Source organism: Nocardioides cavernaquae (assembly GCF_003600895.1).
GTDB lineage: Bacteria > Actinomycetota > Actinomycetes > Propionibacteriales > Nocardioidaceae > Nocardioides > Nocardioides cavernaquae.
Window position 1 is genome coordinate 3,226,314 of sequence record NZ_QYRP01000002.1, and the last position, 18,431, is coordinate 3,244,744.

Annotated in this window: 18 protein-coding genes; 15 read left to right on the plus strand and 3 right to left on the minus strand. The window is 71.0% G+C overall.

Annotated features, from left to right (window positions below; translation table 11 throughout):
• The first annotated feature begins 59 nt into the window (after nucleotides 1–59).
• The 15 genes from D4739_RS15565 to D4739_RS15635 all read left to right on the plus strand — a co-directional run bounded on the left by D4739_RS15565 (nucleotide 60) and on the right by D4739_RS15635 (nucleotide 16,430).
• Complete coding sequence (locus D4739_RS15565; RefSeq protein WP_120061456.1) at nucleotides 60–1,637, plus strand: NCS1 family nucleobase:cation symporter-1; 1,578 nt, start codon at nucleotides 60–62, stop codon at nucleotides 1,635–1,637.
• Nucleotides 1,634–2,341 carry an aspartate/glutamate racemase family protein gene (locus D4739_RS15570; RefSeq protein ID WP_120061457.1) on the plus strand — a complete coding sequence of 236 codons (708 nt, stop codon included), beginning with the start codon at nucleotides 1,634–1,636 and terminating at the stop codon, nucleotides 2,339–2,341. Before D4739_RS15565 ends, D4739_RS15570 begins: the two co-directional genes overlap by 4 nt.
• Entirely contained in the window at nucleotides 2,338–3,036 is a 699-nt protein-coding gene (locus D4739_RS15575) for a DUF1275 family protein (RefSeq protein WP_238473676.1), read from the plus strand. The genes D4739_RS15570 and D4739_RS15575 overlap by 4 nt, the downstream gene beginning before the upstream one ends.
• Nucleotides 3,033–4,115: an acetamidase/formamidase family protein gene (locus tag D4739_RS15580; RefSeq protein WP_120061458.1), complete on the plus strand. Its 1,083-nt coding sequence runs from the start codon at nucleotides 3,033–3,035 to the stop codon at nucleotides 4,113–4,115. Before D4739_RS15575 ends, D4739_RS15580 begins: the two co-directional genes overlap by 4 nt.
• The gene (locus D4739_RS15585; protein WP_120061459.1) at nucleotides 4,112–5,650 is read left to right on the plus strand and encodes an AtzH-like domain-containing protein; all 1,539 of its coding nucleotides are present in this window, start codon (nucleotides 4,112–4,114) and stop codon (nucleotides 5,648–5,650) included. Before D4739_RS15580 ends, D4739_RS15585 begins: the two co-directional genes overlap by 4 nt.
• Nucleotides 5,650–6,996, plus strand: coding sequence for an allantoinase AllB (gene allB / locus D4739_RS15590; protein ID WP_182920445.1), 1,347 nt, complete (start codon nucleotides 5,650–5,652; stop codon nucleotides 6,994–6,996). The genes D4739_RS15585 and allB overlap by 1 nt, the downstream gene beginning before the upstream one ends.
• A complete protein-coding gene (locus tag D4739_RS15595) occupies nucleotides 6,993–8,231 on the plus strand; it encodes a pyridoxal-phosphate-dependent aminotransferase family protein (RefSeq protein WP_238473677.1) in 1,239 nt (412 codons plus the stop codon). The genes allB and D4739_RS15595 overlap by 4 nt, the downstream gene beginning before the upstream one ends.
• Nucleotides 8,228–9,484: an allantoate amidohydrolase gene (locus D4739_RS15600; RefSeq protein WP_120061461.1), complete on the plus strand. Its 1,257-nt coding sequence runs from the start codon at nucleotides 8,228–8,230 to the stop codon at nucleotides 9,482–9,484. Before D4739_RS15595 ends, D4739_RS15600 begins: the two co-directional genes overlap by 4 nt.
• Nucleotides 9,485–9,507: 23 nt before the next feature.
• Complete coding sequence (locus D4739_RS15605; protein WP_220699314.1) at nucleotides 9,508–10,221, plus strand: GntR family transcriptional regulator; 714 nt, start codon at nucleotides 9,508–9,510, stop codon at nucleotides 10,219–10,221.
• Nucleotides 10,222–10,333: 112 nt separating this feature from the next.
• A complete protein-coding gene (locus tag D4739_RS15610) occupies nucleotides 10,334–11,329 on the plus strand; it encodes a BMP family ABC transporter substrate-binding protein (RefSeq protein ID WP_120061462.1) in 996 nt (331 codons plus the stop codon).
• A gap of 6 nt (nucleotides 11,330–11,335) precedes the next feature.
• Nucleotides 11,336–12,919, plus strand: a complete 1,584-nt coding sequence (locus D4739_RS15615; protein WP_120061463.1) for an ABC transporter ATP-binding protein — start codon at nucleotides 11,336–11,338, stop codon at nucleotides 12,917–12,919.
• On the plus strand, nucleotides 12,916–14,046 hold the full coding sequence (locus D4739_RS15620) for an ABC transporter permease (RefSeq protein WP_120061464.1): 1,131 nt from the start codon (nucleotides 12,916–12,918) through the stop codon (nucleotides 14,044–14,046). The genes D4739_RS15615 and D4739_RS15620 overlap by 4 nt, the downstream gene beginning before the upstream one ends.
• A complete protein-coding gene (locus D4739_RS15625; RefSeq protein ID WP_220699315.1) occupies nucleotides 14,043–14,975 on the plus strand; it encodes an ABC transporter permease in 933 nt (310 codons plus the stop codon). Before D4739_RS15620 ends, D4739_RS15625 begins: the two co-directional genes overlap by 4 nt.
• Before the next feature lie 7 nt (nucleotides 14,976–14,982).
• Nucleotides 14,983–15,981: an ornithine cyclodeaminase family protein gene (locus D4739_RS15630; RefSeq protein ID WP_120061465.1), complete on the plus strand. Its 999-nt coding sequence runs from the start codon at nucleotides 14,983–14,985 to the stop codon at nucleotides 15,979–15,981.
• Nucleotides 15,982–15,983: 2 nt separating this feature from the next.
• On the plus strand, nucleotides 15,984–16,430 hold the full coding sequence (locus D4739_RS15635; RefSeq protein ID WP_120061466.1) for a nucleoside deaminase: 447 nt from the start codon (nucleotides 15,984–15,986) through the stop codon (nucleotides 16,428–16,430).
• On the opposite strand, the gene D4739_RS15640 is transcribed toward D4739_RS15635, so the two are convergent.
• The 3 genes from D4739_RS15640 to D4739_RS15650 are packed head-to-tail and all read right to left on the minus strand — an operon-like array spanning nucleotide 16,427 to nucleotide 18,398.
• Complete coding sequence (locus D4739_RS15640; protein WP_120061467.1) at nucleotides 16,427–17,680, minus strand: MFS transporter; 1,254 nt, start codon at nucleotides 17,678–17,680, stop codon at nucleotides 16,427–16,429. The genes D4739_RS15635 and D4739_RS15640 overlap by 4 nt on opposite strands.
• The gene (locus tag D4739_RS15645) at nucleotides 17,677–17,874 is read right to left on the minus strand and encodes a DUF3046 domain-containing protein (RefSeq protein WP_120061468.1); all 198 of its coding nucleotides are present in this window, start codon (nucleotides 17,872–17,874) and stop codon (nucleotides 17,677–17,679) included. Before D4739_RS15645 ends, D4739_RS15640 begins: the two co-directional genes overlap by 4 nt.
• On the minus strand, nucleotides 17,871–18,398 hold the full coding sequence (locus D4739_RS15650) for a DinB family protein (RefSeq protein ID WP_120061955.1): 528 nt from the start codon (nucleotides 18,396–18,398) through the stop codon (nucleotides 17,871–17,873). Before D4739_RS15650 ends, D4739_RS15645 begins: the two co-directional genes overlap by 4 nt.
• Nucleotides 18,399–18,431: the final 33 nt, after the last annotated feature.

Below are 18,431 nucleotides of genomic sequence, written 5' to 3' on the forward strand. Positions count from 1 at the left end.
ACCGAAACACGAGATTCCTAGCGTCATCGGCATCAACTGCGACGACTAAGGAGCACCCCATGGAGCCCACCCAGCCCGACATCGTCGAGGCCGCCGGCTATCCGCCGGGCCGCGGCGTAGGAAAGCGCGACTACGACCCCCGACTCTCCAACGAAGACCTCGACCCACTGCCCGAGCAGACCTGGGGCTGGTACAACATCTTCGCCTTCTGGATGTCCGACGTGCACAGCGTCGGTGGCTACGTCACGGCAGGCGCACTGTTCTCCCTGGGCCTGATGACCTGGCAGGTGTTCGTCTGCCTGATCGCAGGCATCATGATCGTCCAGTACTTCTGCAACCTGGTCGCCAAGCCCAGCCAGAAGGGCGCGGTGCCCTACCCGGTCGCCAGCCGGATGTCGTTCGGCGTCCTCGGCGCCAACATCCCTGCGATCATCCGCGGCCTCATCGCGATCGCCTGGTACGGCGTGCAGACGTTCCTCGCGGCCGGCTCCCTGACGATCGTCACCCTCAAGCTCTTCCCCGGGCTGGTCGAGTACGCGACCCAGGACCACAGCTTCCTCGGCCTGTCGTACGTCGGCTACGTCAGCTTCGCGATCCTCTGGGTCGCCCAGGCGCTGGTCTTCTGGAACGGCATGGAGTCGATCCGCAAGTTCATCGACTTCTGTGGTCCGGCGGTCTACGTCGCGATGATCATCCTGTGCATCTACATGGTGATCCGCGCTGACTGGGACATCTCGATGTCGCTGACCGACAAGCACCTGACGACCGGGCAGCAGATCACCGCCATGTGTGGTGCCATCGCCGTCGTCGTGTCGTACTTCTCCGGCCCGATGCTCAACTTCGGTGACTTCGCCCGCTACACGAAGAGCTTCGACGAGGTGAAGAAGGGCAACGCCTGGGGCCTGCCGGTCAACTTCTTCATCTTCTCGGTGCTCGTCGTCGTCACCGCGTCGGCCACCGTCCCGGTGTTCGGCACGCTGATCACCGACCCGGTGCACACCATCGAGGCGATCGACACCTACACCGCAGTGCTGTTCGGCGGTCTGACCTTCGTCATCGCCACGGTGGGCATCAACATCGTCGCCAACTTCATCTCGCCGGCGTTCGACTTCTCCAACGTCAACCCGCAGAAGATCACCTGGCGCATGGGCGGCATGATCGCGGCCGTCGGCTCGGTCATCCTCACCCCCTGGAACTGGTACAACAACGACGAGGCGATCTTCTGGACCCTCGGCATCCTCGGTGGCCTGATCGGCCCGCTGTTCGGCATCCTGATCGCCGACTTCTACGCCATCCGCAAGGAGAAGATCGTCGTCGACGACCTCTACACCCTCGAGGAGGACGGCGAGTACTGGTACAAGGGCGGCTACAACCCGGTGGCGATCTACGCGCTGCTCATTGCCGCGACCTTCTCCCTGGGCTCGGTGCTCCTGCCCAAGATCCTGAAGCTCAGCGACGTCTGGGTGACCGTCAAGGACGTGGCCGGAAAGTCTGTCGAGTCCACGCCGATCGACTGGATCTCCAACTACAGCTGGTTCATCGGCTGTGCCGTGGGCTTCGTTGCCTACTACGTGCTCGCGGTCCGGGCCAACGTCGCCGGCGTGAACGACAAGGCAGAGGAGCCGTCGATCGCATGAGGATCCTGGTCGTCAACCCGAACACCACGGGGTCGATGACCGCACAGATCGGCGCGTGTGCCCGGGCTGCGACCAGCAGCCCGGGCATCACCGTCGACGCGGTCAACCCGGCCCACGGTCCGGCGTCGATCGAGAGCCACCGCGACGAGGTGCTCGCCGCCCTCGGCGTCATCGAGGAGGTCGAGGCCGGAGAAGCAGCCGGGTACGACGGCTACGTCATCGCCTGCTTCGGCGACCCGGGCCTGCTGGCCGCCCGCGAGATCGCCACCGGCCCGGTCGTCGGCATCGCCGAGGCAGCGATGCGCACCGCGGCGTACCTGGGCCGGAGCTTCAGCGTGGTGACCACCCTGGCCCGCACCGTGGGCCACGCGCACGACCTGACCCACCTCTACGGCGTGGCGGCACAGTGCGCAGGGATCCATGCCTGCGAGATCCCGGTGCTCGACCTGGAGACCGATCCGACCGCGCGCGACCGGATCCTGCAGGCCTGCAAGGAAGCGCTGGCAACCGACGGATCAGACGCGATCGTGCTTGGCTGTGCGGGCATGGCCGACCTCTGTGCCGAGCTGTCCACAACCCTCGGCGTACCCGTCGTCGACGGGGTGGCCGCCGCCACCGCCGAGGTCGAGAAGCTGGTCCGCCTGGGCCTGCGCACCGGCAAGACCGGGGAGTTCGCCACTCCCCCCACGAAGGAGATCCGTTGAGCCCGACGTCCCACCGCGACCTTGTCCACCTCTGGCTGATGATGGCCCTCACCTTCTCCACGGGGATCGTCGACGCGGTCGGCTTCCTCGGGCTCGATCGCGTCTTCACCGGCAACATGACCGGCAATGTGGTCATCCTCGGCATGGCCCTCGCCGGAGCCGAAGGGCTGCCCGTCCTCGGCCCCGCCCTCGCCCTGGTCTTCTTCCTCGTCGGCGCCGCCGTCGGCGGACGTGTGCTTCGGGGCGCGGTCGTCCCGTGGAGCCGTCGGACCAACGTGCTGTTCGGTAGCGTCGCCGGCATGGTCCTCGCCGTCGGCGTTCTCGTGCTCGCCTCGGACTCGCACGCCGTGGCTCTCCTCGCGACCACCCTGCTCGCTGCTGCCATGGGCGTCCAGGCTGCGACGGCCCGCTACATCGCGGTCAAGGACGTCACGACCGTCGTGGTCACCTCTGTCCTCACCGGCCTGGCGGCCGACTCGAAGCTGGGTTCCGGCTCCGGATCCGGTACGACGCGGCGCATCGTGGTCGTCGCCATCCTGCTCGCGGGTGCCGCGGTCGGAGCCGCCCTGCTGCAGTGGCACCTGGCCGCCGGAGTCATCGTGGCCGGTGTCGTCATCGCCGCGGTGACCCTCGTCGGCTGGTTCCACCCCGCGAGCCGCATCACCCCGGCTGCCACGGCCGGAGCCACTGCATGAGGCCCGCGCTGCAGCCGGGCACCGGGCCGATCCGCTCCGCTGCGTACCTCCCGGCGGAGCCGGACAGCGTGCTGTGGGGCCGGCTTCCGTGCGCCACTGATGCTGCCGTCCTGACCGTCGATCCGGGCACCCAGGTCACGTTCGACACGATCAGCCACGAGGGCATCCTGGAGGACCAGGGTCGCGACCCGGCCAGGTTCTTCGGAGGGCACGGCGTGGCCGAGGTGCTCGATGACGCCATCGCGCTGGCCGGCTCCGGCTACCAGCGCACGTTCGGTGTCGACGGTCCACACGTGGTCAGCAGGCCGGTCCACGTGACGGGCGCGGAGCCGGGTGACCTGCTGGCGATGACACTGGTCGAGGCGCTCCCCCGCGTGCCCTACGGCGTGATCTCCAACCGTCACGGCAAGGGCGCGCTGCCCGGCGAGTACCCCGTCGGCGGCGCCACCGTCAGCGTCTTCGCCTCGGTCGCTGACGAGCCGGGCGACGAGCTGCACGGGTTGCTCCCGTTGCGCGAGGGCGAGGAGCCCTCGGTGCGGTTCCCGCTCGCTCCCTTCCTCGGCATCATGGGTGTCGCTGTCACCGGTGACCAGCGGCCGCACTCCGTGCCGCCCGGCCCGCACGGCGGCAACATCGACATCAACCGGCTGGTCGCCGGCACGACGCTCTACCTCCCCGTGCAGGTGGCGGGTGCCCTCGCCTACGTCGGCGACCCGCACTTCGCGCAGGGCGGCGGCGAGGTGTCCCTGACCGCGATGGAAGCCTCGCTGCGAGCCACGATCCAGCTCGACCTGGTGAAGCAGGACGAGGCGGTCGCGCGCTTCGGCGAGATCGCGGGCCCTCTCGCGGAGACGTCGGAGCTCCTCATCCCCACGGGGCTCGACGAGGACCTCGACGTGGCCGTCGCCAACTGCGTGCGCAACGCGATCGCGCTCCTCGGTGCCCGCTACGGCATGGCACCGCACCTGGCCTACGCCTACCTCTCGGCAGCGACCGACTTCGAGATCTCGCAGGTCGTCGACGTGGTCAAGGGTGCGCACGCGTGCATCCGCAAGTCCGACTTCGGGAGCCTGCGATGACCACGCTGCCAGGGCTGCCAGGGCTGCCAGAGCTTCCGGGGCTGCCCGATGGCCTGATGGCGGCGTTCCACGCCTACGAGTCCGCGCTGATGAGCGACGACGTGGCGGAGCTGGACCGGCTGTTCGCTCCCGGTCCGACCACCATGCGCGGGGACGCCAACGGGCTGCTGGTCGGCCACGACACGATCAGCTCCTTCCGGTCCGGTCGCGGCGGAGCGCCGCAGCGGACGCTGGTCGACGTGCACGTCCAGGTGGTCGACCCCGACCATGCCCTGATCGTCGCGATCACCGAGCTCGCCCGCGGCGGCAGAGGCCAGCAGACCCAGCTCTGGGCACGCACCGGTGACGGGTGGAAGGTGACCGCCGCCCACGTCGCGGTCCCCACACCCGCACTCGACTCCCGCATCTGGCGCGTCGTCGGCGACCCGCTGCTCCCACCGACGGGATCCGGAACCCTTGACGGCGAGTCCCTCGCCGTCAAGGACCTGTACGCCGTCTCCGGCCAGCGCCGCGGTGCAGGCAATCCCGCGTGGCTCGCTGCTGCGCCGGTCGAGACCGCGGACGCTGCAGCGGTCAGCCTGCTTCGCGCGGCGGGTGCCGCGGTCCGGGGCCTTGCCCGGACCGACGAGTTCGCCTACAGCCTGGCCGGCACCAACGCACACAGCGGCACGCCTCCGAACCCGAAGGCACCGCACCGCATCTCCGGCGGGTCCACCTCGGGCTCGGCCAGCGCTGTCTCGCTGGGTCATGCCAGCATCGGCCTCGGCACCGACACCGGCGGGTCGATCCGCATCCCCGCGGCGTACCAGGGGCTGTTCGGGATTCGCACCACCCACGGCCTGGTCAACGTGCGCGGCCTGCTGCCGCTGGCGCCGTCGTTCGACACCGTCGGCTGGCTGACGCGCACACCTGAACTGCTGGCACGGGTCGGTGACGTGCTGCTGCCGGAGTCGACCGGTGGTGACCGCACGATCGTGACCGTCCCCGCGTTGACCGCACTCGCGCAGCCCGACGTCGCTGCCGCCATCGCGGCCTGGCTGCCCGAAGGACGCAAGGTCGAGTCCTGGGACCTCGGCGACCTGGCGGCGTGGACGGAGGCGTTCCGGGTCGTGCAGGCGCACGAGGCCTGGGCCAGTCACGGCGCCTGGCTCACCGGCCAGCTCGACACGCTCGGTGCTGACGTGCGCGGCCGGTTCGAGCTCGCCGCGGCGATCACTGACGACGAGGCCGAGGCCGCCCGCGCGACCGCCGAGGTCGCGAGAGACCGGATCCGTGCGCTCGTCGGCAGCAACATCCTCGCCCTGCCCGCGGCGCCGAGCGTGGCACCGTTGCTCGGGGCTGACCTCCAGCCCGTGCGGGAGGCCACCCTCAAGCTGACCTGTCTCGCCGGTCTCGGTGGCCTGCCCGCGGTGACGATCCCGCTCACGACGGTCGACGGACTCCCGTGCGGCGTGTGCCTGGTCGGCGGTCCCGGTCGTGACAAGGACCTCCTGGTGCTGGCCGGTGCACTCTCCAAGACGAAGGCGGTGGCGTGATGCGCGTCGATGCAGTGCAGGCCCAGAGGGTCCTGGTCGGTGACGAGTTCGTGCCGGCCACGGTCACCTTCCACCACGGCCGGATCACCGGGATCGAGCCGGTCGAGCACCAGACCGAGGGGCTCGTGATCCGGGCCCCCGACTCGGCGTACGTCGTGCCGGGGATCGTCGACACGCACGTGCACGTCAACGAGCCCGGGCGCACCGAGTGGGAGGGCTTCGTCTCGGCGACCGAAGCCGCCGCACTCGGCGGTGCGACAACCCTGATCGACATGCCGCTCAACTCGATCCCGTCGACGGTCACCGTGGACGCGCTGCGGGTGAAGCAGGACGCCGCGCGCGGCGAGCTCATGGTCGACGTCGGCTTCTGGGGCGGCGCGGTGCCGGGCAACGTGGCCGCGCTGGAGCCGCTGTGGGAGGCCGGGGTCTTCGGCTTCAAGTGCTTCCTCGCGGACTCCGGGGTCGCGGAGTTCCCGCCGCTCAACCCCTCCGAGTTCCTCGCAGCCCTCACCGAGATCGCCCGCTTCGACGGGCTGATGATCGTGCACGCCGAGGACGCCGGAGTTCTCGCCGGTGCCCCGAACCGCCCGAGCCGGTCCTACACCGACTTCGTGCTGAGCCGGCCCGACGAGGCCGAGACCGCGGCCATCCAGCAGGTCATCGACGGGGCACGGGCGACCGGCGCGCGGGTGCACATCCTGCACCTGTCGAGCGCGCGGGCCCTCGACCGCATCAAGGCCGCGCGCGACGAGGGGCTGCGGATCACGGTCGAGACCTGCCCGCACTACCTCTGCTTCGCGGCGGAGACCATCCCGGACGCGGCTCCCCAGTTCAAGTGCTGTCCCCCGATCCGTGACGGCGGCAACCGCGAAGAGCTCTGGCAGGCGCTGCGCGACGGCGTCATCGACTGCATCGTGAGCGACCACTCGCCGGCCACTGCCGAGGAGAAGGAGCGCGGCGGCGGCGACCTGCAGCAGGCCTGGGGCGGTGTCTCCGGCCTGCAGGTCGGCTTCAGCGCGGTCGCCCAGGAGGCACGCCGCCGGGGCATCGCGCTCTCCCGCGTCAGCCACTGGATGTCGCGCAACACCGCCGATTTCGTCGGGCTCGGCCACAAGGGCCGGATCGAGGTCGGCGCCGACGCCGACCTGGCGATCTACGACACCAACGTCGACTTCCGCATCGAGGCCACGCGCCTCGCGCACCGCAACCCGATCTCGGCGTACGACGGGCTGCGCTACGGCGGTCGCATCACCCGGTCGATCGTGCGTGGCAACGCCATCGACGTCGAACGCCCCGACCACGACTGGGGCCGCATGCTCACGCGGCCCGCGAAGGAGCAGCAGTGACCCAGCCCCTCAACCCGCCGACCAGGTTGCTGATGGGCCCGGGCCCGATCAACGCCGACCCGCGGGTCCTGCGCGCGATGGCTGCGCCGCTGGTCGGCCAGTTCGACCCGTGGATGACCGAGGCCATGAACAGCACCATGGAGCTCTACCGCGGGGTCTTCGACACGACGAACGAGCAGACCTTCCTCATCGACGGCACGTCCCGCGCCGGCATCGAGGCCGCGCTGGTCTCGCTGCTCGAGCCCGGGGACCGCGTGCTCGTGCCGGTCTTCGGCCGCTTCGGGCACCTGCTCCAGGAGATCGCGCAGCGCTGCGGCGCCGACGTACACACCATCGAGGTCCCGTGGGGTGAGGTGTTCGAGGCCGACGCCATCGAGGCGGCCATCCGCGACGTGCGCCCCAAGGTCCTCGCAATCGTGCAGGGCGACACCGCCACCACCATGTGCCAGCCGCTCGCCGACATCGGCGAGGTCTGCCGCCGCGAAGGCGTCCTCCTGTACGTCGATGCGACGGCGTCGCTGGGTGGCAACGAGTTCCGGACCGATGCCTGGGGCATCGACATCGCGACGGCCGGCCTGCAGAAGTGCCTCGGCGGGCCGTCGGGCAGTGCCCCGATCACGATCTCCCCGAAGGCGGCCGAGGTGATCAACGGCCGCAAGCACGTCGAGGCCGGCATCCGCGACGCAGCCGACGCAGCCGTGGGCGCACGGATCGCGTCGAACTACCTCGACCTCGCGCAGGTCATGGACTACTGGGGCCCGCGGCGGCTCAACCACCACACCGAGGCCACCTCGATGCTCTACGCGGCCCGGGAGTGTGCCCGGCTGCTGGTCGACGAGGGCATGGACAACGCGGTCGTGCGCCACGAGCTGCACGGAGGCGCCATGCTCGCGGGTGTCCGCGGGCTCGGCCTGGAGGTCTTCGGCGACGTCGCCCACAAGATGACCAACGTGGTGGCAGTCCACATCCCTGCCGGCATCGATGGCGACGGTGCGCGAGCCTCGATGCTGCACGACTACGGCATCGAGATCGGCACCTCGTTCGGCCCGCTGCACGGCAAGGTCTGGCGGATCGGCACGATGGGCTACAACGCCCGGCGCGACGCTGTCCTGGTCACGCTGGCCGCACTGGAGCAGGTGCTGCGCGCAGGTGGCGCCGACATCACCGGTGGCGGCGGCACAGCCGCTGCCCTCGAGTTCTACGCAGACGAGTTCCACGAAGAGGTGACTGCATGACGCTGGAGGCAACCGTCCCAGGGACGGCGGAGGAAGTCCTGGCCCGATGTGCCGAGCTGGACCGGTTCACCTCGCTGCCCGGGCGGCTCGAGCGGGTCCACCTCTCCCCGCAGCACGCGCGCGCCAACGCCGAGACGGCGTCGTGGATGCGCCGGGCCGGGCTGCGCACGTGGCAGGACGCGGCAGGCAACCAGTGCGGGCGCCGCGAGGGACGCACGCCGGGCCTGCCCGCGCTCCTGCTCGGGTCGCACCTGGACACCGTCACCGACGCCGGCAGCTTCGACGGCATGCTCGGCGTCGTCATGGCGATCGCCGTGGTCGAGCGCCTCGGCGACCGCATCGACGACCTGCCCTTCGCACTCGAGGTCATCGGCTTCAGCGACGAGGAGGGCACCCGCTTCGGCAAGGCGCTCCTCGGCAGCCAAGCCGTCGCCGGCACCTGGGACCCCGACTGGTGGGACCTGCGCGACCGCGACGGGATCACGCTCTACCAGGCCTTCCTGGACTTCGGGCTCGACCCGCGGCGGGTGCGCGACGCCGCGCGCCAGCCCGAGCACCTGGTCGGCTACCTCGAGGCCCACATCGAGCAGGGTCCGCTGCTCGAGGCCGCCGACGCCTCCCTCGGCTACGTCACCACGATCGCCGGCGCCCGGCGCTTCCGGATCCGCCTCCTCGGCGAGGCCCGCCACGCCGGCGGCACGCCGTACGAGCGGAGGAAGGATGCCCTCGTCGGGGCCAGCGAGGCCATCACCGCGATCGAGTCGATCGGCAAGGACAGCGGCACGATCGCCACCGTCGGAAAGATCTCGGTGCACCCCGGAGGCATCAACGTGATCCCCGGGCGGGCCGATTTCAGCCTGGACCTGCGCGGCTCCACCGACGCGGCACGCGATGCCGCCTGGGACCAGATCGCGGCGATGCTCGAGGCGGTCTGCGAGAAGCGCTCACTCGTCCTCGAGGTCAGCGAGTCACACCGCGCGCCCGCCGCACCCTGCGCCCGGTGGCTGCAGGAGGCGGTCATCGCCGGCATCGAGAGCACCGGCGAGAAGGACCCGATGGGCATCTGGAGCCGGGCCGGCCACGACGCGATGGCGATCGCGGAGGTCACCGACATCGGCATGCTCTTCCTGCGCTGCTTCGACGGGATCAGCCACCACCCCGGCGAGGACGTCCGGCTGATCGACGTGGCCCTTGGGCTCGACGCCTTCGAGCAGACGATCCTCGCCGTTGCCGCGGCCTACGAGGCGCGCTGAAGAAGTTGTCTACGATCAGCGGCGTGACCGGTAGTGGAGCGGCCCCCTCGCAGCGTCATTCGCTGCGTGCTTCGGTGCACTCCGCCCTCCGGCAGCGGATCATCGGGCTCGACCTGATGCCCGGCGCCCGGCTCGTCGAGCGAGACCTCGCCGCCGAGCTCGGGGTCTCGCGCGTCCCGCTGCGCGAGGCCCTCCAGCTGCTGGAGTCCGAGGGTCTGGTGGTCCTCGTCCCGCGCCAGGGCGCCATCGTCGCGCCGTTCACAGCGGATGACGTGCGCCATCTCTTCGAGGTGCGGGAGTACGTCGAGGTTCCCGCGGCAGGCCTCGCCGCCACTCGGCGTACTCCCGACGACATTGCACAGATGCGCGCGAGCGTCGACTCCGCCCGGCACCAGGCGGCCGCCGGCGACGAGCTCGGTGCGGCTGAGGCCAACGCGGACTTCCACATGGCCCTGGTCGAGGCCACCGGAAACCCGCTGCTGATCTCGACCGCGGAGATGCTGGACGTCCGCATGAGGTGGCTCTTCCACCTGACCCGCCAGCGCAACGCACTCTCCCAGTGCCAGGAGCACGACCAGATCCTGCGCGCGATCGAGGCGGGCGACGACGAGCTCGCCGAGCAGCTTGCCCGCGCCCACGTGCTGTCGGGCAAGGGCCAGACCATCGAGATGGCGGCCGACTGGGCGCAGCCAGCCATCGATCCCGTCGAGGCAACCCGGAGTCGGCGACGGGGCTGAGCTGCCCTGAGCGGTATATCGCTCGTGTCATCGCGTGTTCACACGAGCGGTTACTGGCTGGAACACGCACGCCCCAGAGTTAATGGCATACCACTAACTCCCGGAGGAACCCATGCGTATCCCGTCCGGCCGGCTCCTCGCCGGTCTCGTGCTCACCTCACTCGCGACGTCGTCCCTCACCGCCTGCGGCGGGTCGTCCTCGGCCGGAGGGAAGGACCTGCTCAAGGTGGGCGTCTTCCTGCCCGGCTCCACCTCGGACACCGGCTTCATGCAGTCCGCGCACCTCGGCTACGAACGCGCCAAGAAGGCGCACGCGGACACCGCGAAGCTCAGCATGGCCGAGGAGGTGGACCCCGCTGACTACGAGGAGGTGCTCACCTCCTTCGCCAGCACCAACGACCTGGTGGTCTCGGTCGGCGGCCAGACCGATGCCGACCTGCGTCGGGTGGCAGCGCAGTTCCCGGACGTGACGTTCGTGGAGATCGGCGGTCCCTCCGACGCGGAGCCCCTCGCCAACCTCGCCTACTACGACCCGCAGCAGGCCGAGGCGGAGTACCTCACCGGCGCCGCCGCCGCGCTCGCGTCGACCAAGCACTCCGTCGGCTTCATCGGCGGCATGGAGCTGCCTGCGATCGTCAACGCTGCCGAGGCCTTCGGCAACGGAGCTGTTGCTGCCGTGCCCGGCACCAAGGTGCTGAAGCCGCAGTTCGTCGGCGACTTCAACGACCCGGCCAAGGCCAAGCAGGCTGCAGACGCCGACATCGCCGCCGGCGCTGACGTCCTCGGCCAGATCGTCAACCTCGGCAAGGCAGGGATCGAGCAGGCCGTGCGCTCGGCCGACGCCCGGATGATCGGGGGCCCGATCCCGGGCGAGTGCAGCGCTGACAGCCCCTACGCGGCGTACATCCGGACCGACATCGGTGCCGAGGTGGAGTACGCCATCGAGGCCGTGCTCGACGGGACCTGGAAGGCAGTCCAGGAGCCCTTCGGACTGACCTCCGACCATGACGCCACCGAGCTGACCTTCTGCGGCGACGACGCCGAGGCGAAGACCACCCTCGAGAAGCTCGCGGCGCAGCTCGCCGACGCCTCGGTCACGGCGTACTGAGTCCCGATGTCCGACCTTGCACCGGGTCACCCGCCCGCTCCGGCGCCACGGGGACCCCTGGCGCTCGAGCTGCGCGGCGTGAGCCGGGAGTTCGGAGCAGTCACCGCTCTGCGGGACGTGTCCCTCCGCGTCTCCCCGGGCACGGTCCACGCCGTGCTCGGGGAGAACGGAGCCGGCAAGTCCACCCTGTGCAACATCGTCTACGGAGCACTGCCTCCGACGCGCGGTGAGATGGTCCGCTTCGGGCAGTCCTATGCACCGGGTTCCCCCGCGCACGCCCTCGCCGGCGGGGTTGCGATGGTCCACCAGCACTTCAGCCTGCTGCCGAACCTGAGTGTTCGCGACAACCTGCTTCTCGGGGCCTGGACGCAGAGCGCACGCCGCCGCACCCTGCGGGCAGTGGACCGGGCCAGGGACTCGTTCGGCGTCGAGGTCGACCTGGATGCGCACGTCGGGGCGATGTCGCTCGGCGCCCGCCAGCAGGTCGAGATCGTCAAGGCGCTCCTGCGGGAGCCGGAGCTCGTCCTGTTCGACGAGCCGACGGCCGTGCTCTCGGCGACCGAGATCGACCGCTTCCTCGCGATCAGCACGGCACTCGCCCGGGCCGGCACCGCGGTCGTCCTCGTCACGCACAAGCTCGCCGAGGTCCGCGCCGTGAGCGATGAGTTCACGGTGCTCCGTCATGGGAGCGTGGCGGGCTCCGGCCGCGTGGCAGAAGCCTCGTCCGACGACATCATCGACATGATCATGGGACGCCAGGTCGCCGAGCTCGATGGCGTGCTGGCCGCCACCCTCGGGGTTGCCGACCCCACAGCCGCATCCACCGGCCGGACACCGGGCCCGGTCGTGCTCACCGTAGACGGACTGACCGTCCGGGATGAGGCCGGCGCAGTCCGGGTGGACGACGTCGACCTTGAGCTCCGTGCCGGCGAGATCGTCGGCGTCGCGGGCGTCGAGGGCAACGGGCAGAGCGAGCTCGTCGCCGCCATTTCCGGCTCGCTGCCGGTGACGGCCGGACGCGTCGTCCTCGGTGATCGGGAGATCACCGACCTGGAGCCGGGAGACCGCAACGCCCTGGGCCTCGCGGTGATCCCGGAGGACCGGCACCACGAGGCGATCATCGGCGACCTCGGCATCACCGAGAACCTGCTGCTCGACCGGCTCGACGAGTTCCGCAGTCCGCGCGGCCTCGACCGGAAGGCGATGGATCGCGAGGCGGCACGGCTGATGCAGGAGTACGACGTGCGGGCAGCCGGCCCGCGTGCGCGCCTGTCGACCCTGTCCGGCGGCAACCAGCAGAAGGTGGTCCTCGCGCGTGAGCTCTCCCGCGACTCCCTCCAGTGCGTCGTCGCGGCCGAACCGACCCGGGGCCTCGACCTCGGCGCGGTGGACGCGGTCGTCACCCGTCTCCGCGAGGCAGCCGACGGCGGCGCCGGGGTCCTCGTCGTCTCCAGCGAGCTGCCCGAACTCTTCGCCCTCTGCGACCGCATCCTCGTCGCGTACCGGGGATCGATCCACGGACAGGTCCATGTCGCCGACCCGGACGCGCACGACGCCGTGGCGCGCCTGATGATGGGAGAACCCGCATGACTCGCCTCCGAACGGCGGGCTTCCGCGACGCGGGGGACCTGATCCGTCACCCGTTGGCCCTCGGAGCCCTCTCCGCCCTCGCGGCCGCCGTCACCGCCCTCGCGCTCGCTGCGGCGGCGGGCTCGCCTCCCGGCACGACGCTCAACGCGTTCCTCGACGGCGTCGGCACGGCTCACTCCGTCGGCGCAGCGCTCAACGGAACGGCCGTGATCGTCCTGGTCGGCAGCGGCTTCATCATCGCCCACCGGGTCGGCCTCGTGAACGTCGGCGGCGAGGGGCAGATCTGCGCAGGAGCCGTCACAGCCACCTCCGTCGGACTGGCACTGCCCCCGGCGATCGGACCCTGGGTCGGCGTGCCCGTCCTCCTCGGCGCCGCAGCACTCGGCGGCGCAGCGTGGGCAGCAGTCGCCGCGGCGCTCGTCATCGCCCGAGGGGTGAACGAGGTGATCTGCACGCTGCTGCTGAACTTCATTGCGCTCGCTGGCGTGGTCCTGTGTGTGCACGAGGACTGGCTGCTGCGGCAGCCGCGGACGAGCGCCGAGACACTCCCCCAGTCCGCCCCGTTGCCGGCGAGCTTCCAGCTCCCGCTGCTCGGCATCGAACGGTCTCCCGCAACCCTGGGAATCATCGTTGCGCTCGTCGCCGCAGCGGGCACTGCGCTCGTCCTGCGCCGCACCGCACTCGGCGTACGCCTCGAGGCCACCGGCCTCTCCCGCCCCGCTGCGCGACGCCTGGGCATCGCGACAGACCGCCTCCGTGGCGGAGGACTCGTCGTGTCGGGTGCTCTCGCCGGCGTGGCGGGAGGCCTCCTCGTGGGGGCGGCCCCCTTCCTCCTGGTCGACGGCGTCTCGTCGGGTTACGGCTTCACCGGACTGGTCGCCGGACTCCTGGCCCGCGGATCGCTGCTGGCCATGGTGATGGTGGCGACCTCGCTCGCCTTCCTCTCCTCGGGCGGCATCGCGGTGCAACTCTTCGCAGGAGTCCCGGCCTCCCTCACCCAGATCGCCCAGGCACTCCTCGTCTTCTTCATCGCCTCGACGGCCGCCTGGACCGTCTCCCACGTTCCGCGCCGGACCACCCGGGACACCCGGGCCACCGGCGGCGAAGCCGGCGAGGTGGCACCGTGAGCGCCGAGCAGCTGATCGCTGCGATCCTCGCCTCGGGTCTCGGCTTCGCCATCCCGCTGCTCGTCGCCGCGACCGGCGAGCTGGTCAGCGAGCGCGCAGGCGTCCTCAACATGAGCCTCGAAGGCATGATGCTCACCGGCGCCTTCTCCTCGGTGATCGGTGCGGTCGAGTCCGGTTCCGCAGTCGTCGGACTCTTCTGGGGCATTGCCGCCGGGCTCGCCCTGGGAATGGTCCAGGCACTGGCCAGCGTGGTCCTGCGTGCCGACCAGATCGTCACCGGTCTCGCGCTCAATGCCCTCGCACTGGCTGGCACGACCTTCGGTGCCCGCCTGCTGTTCACCGACCGAGGTGCGGAGGTTCCCGGGTTCGACGGACTTGATCTCGGCGCAGTCGGCGACCTTCCGGTCATCGGGCCGGCCCTCGGGCAGTCCGTCCTGGCCTACGTCCTCGTGCTCAGCGTCGCCGTCGTCGCGGTGATCACCTCGCGGCGTACGTCGTGGGGCATTGCGATCGACGCGGCCGGCGAGGATGCCGTCCGGGCGGACTGGGCCGGCGTCCCGGTCAACCGGGTGCGCTTCGCCTCAGTCCTGCTGGCCGGTGCCCTCGCCGGCGCTGCGGGAGCCCAACTGGCCCTCTCCGAGGTCCACACCTTCACCGACAACATGACGGCCGGCGCCGGCTACCTCGCTGTCGTGGCCGTGATCGCGGGACGCTGGCGGGCGCTGCCCACCGTGGTGGCCACGCTGGCCTTCGGAGTGGCCCAGGCACTGCAGTACAGCCTGCCCGCAGTCGGCGTCGACGTGCCCACGGGCCTCCTGCTGATGCTTCCGTACGCGATCGCGCTGCTCGCGACCGCCGGTCTGGTCGCATCCAGCCGAGCCCCCTCCGCTCTCACCCGTCCCTTCGCCCGATCCGCCACCGGAAGGTGACACCCGCATGACCCTGATCCTCACCCGTTCCCAGATCGCAGCGCTGCTCCGGACTCCGGACCTCACCGGGACCGTCGTCACCGATGCCGTCGAGGAGGCGTTTGCCGCACTCGCGGACGGCACGGACCGGCTCTCGCCCGCCCACGGCATCCGTGAAGGTGACGACCTGTTCCTGCCGATGCTGGCCGCCAGCACGCGCCTTGGCCTCGCCGGCGGCAAGGTGCTGGCCGACCTTCCCGGCAATGCACTGACGGGGTTGCCGCGCCAGCGCTCGGCGATCACCCTGATCTCGACCGAGACCGGCGCGTGTGCGGCCCTTCTGGACGGCGCCCTTCCCACGCGGGTGCGCACTGCAGCAGCGTCGGCGGTCGCGACCCGGCACCTCGCCCGTCCGGATACCCGGGTCCTCGGTCTCGTCGGAGCCGGGGCCCTGGCCGTGGAGCACACGGTCCTGATCGCTGCCGAGCGCCCGATCGAGGAGGTCGTCGTCTGGTCGCGCTCGTTCGACCGGGTCGCGTCGTTCCGGGCCGAGCTGAGCACCCGGGCACCCGATCTCAAGGTGACGCACGCAGACGGCCCGCGGTCTGTCATCGACGCCGCCGACGTGGTCTGCACCCTGACGCCGTCACGCGAGCCCATCGTCCGCGGCTCCTGGCTGCGCCCGGGCCAGCACCTCAACGTGGTCGGCGCGCCACCGAGGCCGGACTGCCGCGAGGTGGACGGCGTCGCGATGTCCCGGTCGCGCATCGTGGTCGATGCGATGAGCACGGCCACGGCCGACTCCGGCGACCTGGTGCTGGCCCTGGCCGAGGGGGCAGTGACGACCGGTGACTGTGCCGATCTCGGGTCAGTGATCTGCGGTCTGGCAGAGGGCCGCACCTCACCCGACGAGATCACCCTCTTCGACTCGACGGGGCTGGGTCTCCTTGATCTGGCGATCGGCCGCGTCCTCGTCGATGCCGCCCGGCGACACGGCATCGGGCATGCGATGGAATTGGGTGCGTGACCATGGATGAGGAGCGACACCTGACCCGTGCGGTCGAGCTGGCGGGGTTGGCGCGCACACGGGGCAACGCCCCGTTCGGTGCCGTCATCGCGGTCGGCGACGAAGTGCTGGTCGAGGGCATGAACCGCGCAGGCGAGCTGGCCGACCCGACCGCCCATGCCGAGACCGAAGCCCTGCGGTCCCTCGATCCCGGGCAACGCGCGCGCCTGGCGGAGGCGACGGTCTACGCGAGTGGCGAGCCCTGCCCCATGTGCACCGGTGCCCTCGTGTGGGCCCGGGTACGCCGCGTGGTCTACGCGGCCGCCACCGCTGACTTCGCGCCGCTGCTCCCGCCGGGTCCTGGCTTCGCCATCGGGTGCGCGGAGCTGGTCGCTCTCTCCAGCGAGGGGCCCGAGGTGCTCGGCCCGGTCCCGGTCGCCGGCGCGCTCGAGGTGTTCGGCGAGCGCTAGACGGATGCCCGCCCGCCCCGGTGGGCAGCGAGGCCCGCCGCCATGACGACGATCGCGAGGACTCCGGCGAGGACGTTGAGCCAGGCGAAGCTGCCCACGCCGACGACGAGTCCGGACAACCCGCCGGCGGCGGCCGCGGTCAGTCCCATCACGAGGTCCGAGGCCCCCTGTACGTCGGTGCGCGCGGCCAGCGGGGTGCGCTCGGTGAGCAGCGTCGACCCGGCCACCATCGCGAACGACCAGCCCATGCCGAGCAGGTAGAGCCCCGCGAAGATCTGCCACGAGCTCCCCTGCGGCGAGAGCCCGCTCAGCACGAGGGCCACCAGCAGGATGACTCCACCGATGCCGAGGACCACGGCCCGGCCGATCGTGTCCGCGAGCCAGCCGACGACCGGGGAGAAGGCGAACATGCCGAGCACGTGCACGCTGATCACGAACCCGATCACGTGCAGGTGCGCGCCGCCGTGGTCCATGTGCAGCGGTGTCATCACCATGACGCCGATCATGACCGCGTGGGCACCCGCGACCCCGGCGACCGCCAGCCCGACGACCGGGTCCTCACGGACCACGGCGACGGCCCGGCCCCACGCCGTACCTCGACGGGGCGCGCCGGCCGAGCCGTCCAGCTCACGGGCCAGGAGCAGCGGGTCGGGACGCAGCAGGACTGTGGCGATCACCGCCGCCACCGCCATCCCGAGTGCTCCGACGAGGAACGGGCCGGTCAGCGCGGGCAGGCCGAGAGCAAGCGCGAACGCTCCGGACGGACCAGCGAGGTTGGGGCCGAGGACGGCACCGATCGTGCCGGCCCACACCACGACCGAGAGGTCGCGGGCGCGGTGCTCGGGAGCAGAGAGGTCCGTCGCCGCATAGCGCGCAGCAGCGTTGGCCGCGCTCATTGCGCCGAGCAGCGTGGTGCCGACCAGCAGGACGACCATCGATCCGATCGCCCCGGCAAGCACGCAGAGCAGCGCGCCGAGCGTCGCCACCACCATCCCGGTGACCAGCCCGACGCGGCGACCTCGCGCGGACATGAGCTGGGCGAGCACATAGCCGCCGACAGCCGTGCCGAGCACCTGCGTGGTCTGCGCGAGCCCCGCCATGCTGTCGGAGCCCGACAACGCCCGGGCCAGCAGGGAGGCCGTCGCCAGGCCGATCGTGATGCCCAGCGCGCCGACCGCCTGGACCAGCACCAGTGACCGGACCGTACGCCGCTGCACGGCCGCCGCGTCCTGCGCCCCGAGGAGCGTCATCGGTCAGCAGCGGGCAGACCGAGCGCGTCGTGCACCGCCCACCAGACCCGCTTCGGGGGCTCCCCCTCCCCCAGCGCCTCGCCGGCGGTCCGTCCACCGAGCGAACCCAGGACATGGTGCGACGCCCAGTGCTCGGCGTACGCGTCGCTGCCGAGTGCATGAGACATCCGGGTCCAGAACTCGGTGTGCCTCATCCGTTGACGTCCCACAGGTGGTGCACGTCATCGTGCAGGTGATAGCGACCCAGCGTCTCGACGGTGAACACCGATCCGTTGCTGCGGCGACCGGGCCGCTGCCACTGCTCGCCCTGCACCGCGGCGTACGTCGCGGCGACGGCACGTGCCGCCTCCAGCAGCTCGGCCGCAACCGTCGCCGGATCCTGCGAGGCGTAGTCGTCCTCCTCGGCGGCCGCGTTCTGGTCCCAGTTGGCGAACTGCGGGTCGTGGTCGGCCAGCATCGCCTCGAGGCGCTCGGCGAAGACCCGGTGGACGTCACGGACGTGGCAGGCGTACTCCAGCGGCGACCAGGCATCCCGGTGGGGACGCGCTGCGGCGGTGGGCCTGGCCAGGACGGTGGCCCAGCGCTCGGCATCGATGCGGACCATGTCGGCGATCTCCTCGTGCTCCACCGAGCCCGCGTCGAAGCCGCACTCGGGGCAGGGCCGGTCGAGGACCCAGGTCCAGTCCTTGGTGTCGGGTGCGATCGGAGGGTGCGCCATGGCGGCCATTGAACCAGCCCCGGCCCGAGATGT

Bases quoted from the DNA above. Each gene is read 5' to 3' on its own strand.
- D4739_RS15565 (WP_120061456.1), top strand. From the start codon at position 60: ATGGAGCCCACCCAGCCCGACATCGTCGAGGCCGCCGGCTATCCGCCG.
- D4739_RS15570 (WP_120061457.1), top strand. From the start codon at position 1,634: ATGAGGATCCTGGTCGTCAACCCGAACACCACGGGGTCGATGACCGCA.
- D4739_RS15580 (WP_120061458.1), top strand. From the start codon at position 3,033: ATGAGGCCCGCGCTGCAGCCGGGCACCGGGCCGATCCGCTCCGCTGCG.
- D4739_RS15585 (WP_120061459.1), top strand. From the start codon at position 4,112: ATGACCACGCTGCCAGGGCTGCCAGGGCTGCCAGAGCTTCCGGGGCTG.
- allB (WP_182920445.1), top strand. From the start codon at position 5,650: ATGCGCGTCGATGCAGTGCAGGCCCAGAGGGTCCTGGTCGGTGACGAG.
- D4739_RS15600 (WP_120061461.1), top strand. From the start codon at position 8,228: ATGACGCTGGAGGCAACCGTCCCAGGGACGGCGGAGGAAGTCCTGGCC.
- D4739_RS15610 (WP_120061462.1), top strand. From the start codon at position 10,334: ATGCGTATCCCGTCCGGCCGGCTCCTCGCCGGTCTCGTGCTCACCTCA.
- D4739_RS15615 (WP_120061463.1), top strand. From the start codon at position 11,336: ATGTCCGACCTTGCACCGGGTCACCCGCCCGCTCCGGCGCCACGGGGA.
- D4739_RS15620 (WP_120061464.1), top strand. From the start codon at position 12,916: ATGACTCGCCTCCGAACGGCGGGCTTCCGCGACGCGGGGGACCTGATC.
- D4739_RS15630 (WP_120061465.1), top strand. From the start codon at position 14,983: ATGACCCTGATCCTCACCCGTTCCCAGATCGCAGCGCTGCTCCGGACT.
- D4739_RS15635 (WP_120061466.1), top strand. From the start codon at position 15,984: ATGGATGAGGAGCGACACCTGACCCGTGCGGTCGAGCTGGCGGGGTTG.
- D4739_RS15640 (WP_120061467.1), bottom strand. From the start codon at position 17,680: ATGACGCTCCTCGGGGCGCAGGACGCGGCGGCCGTGCAGCGGCGTACG.
- D4739_RS15645 (WP_120061468.1), bottom strand. From the start codon at position 17,874: ATGAGGCACACCGAGTTCTGGACCCGGATGTCTCATGCACTCGGCAGC.
- D4739_RS15650 (WP_120061955.1), bottom strand. From the start codon at position 18,398: ATGGCGCACCCTCCGATCGCACCCGACACCAAGGACTGGACCTGGGTC.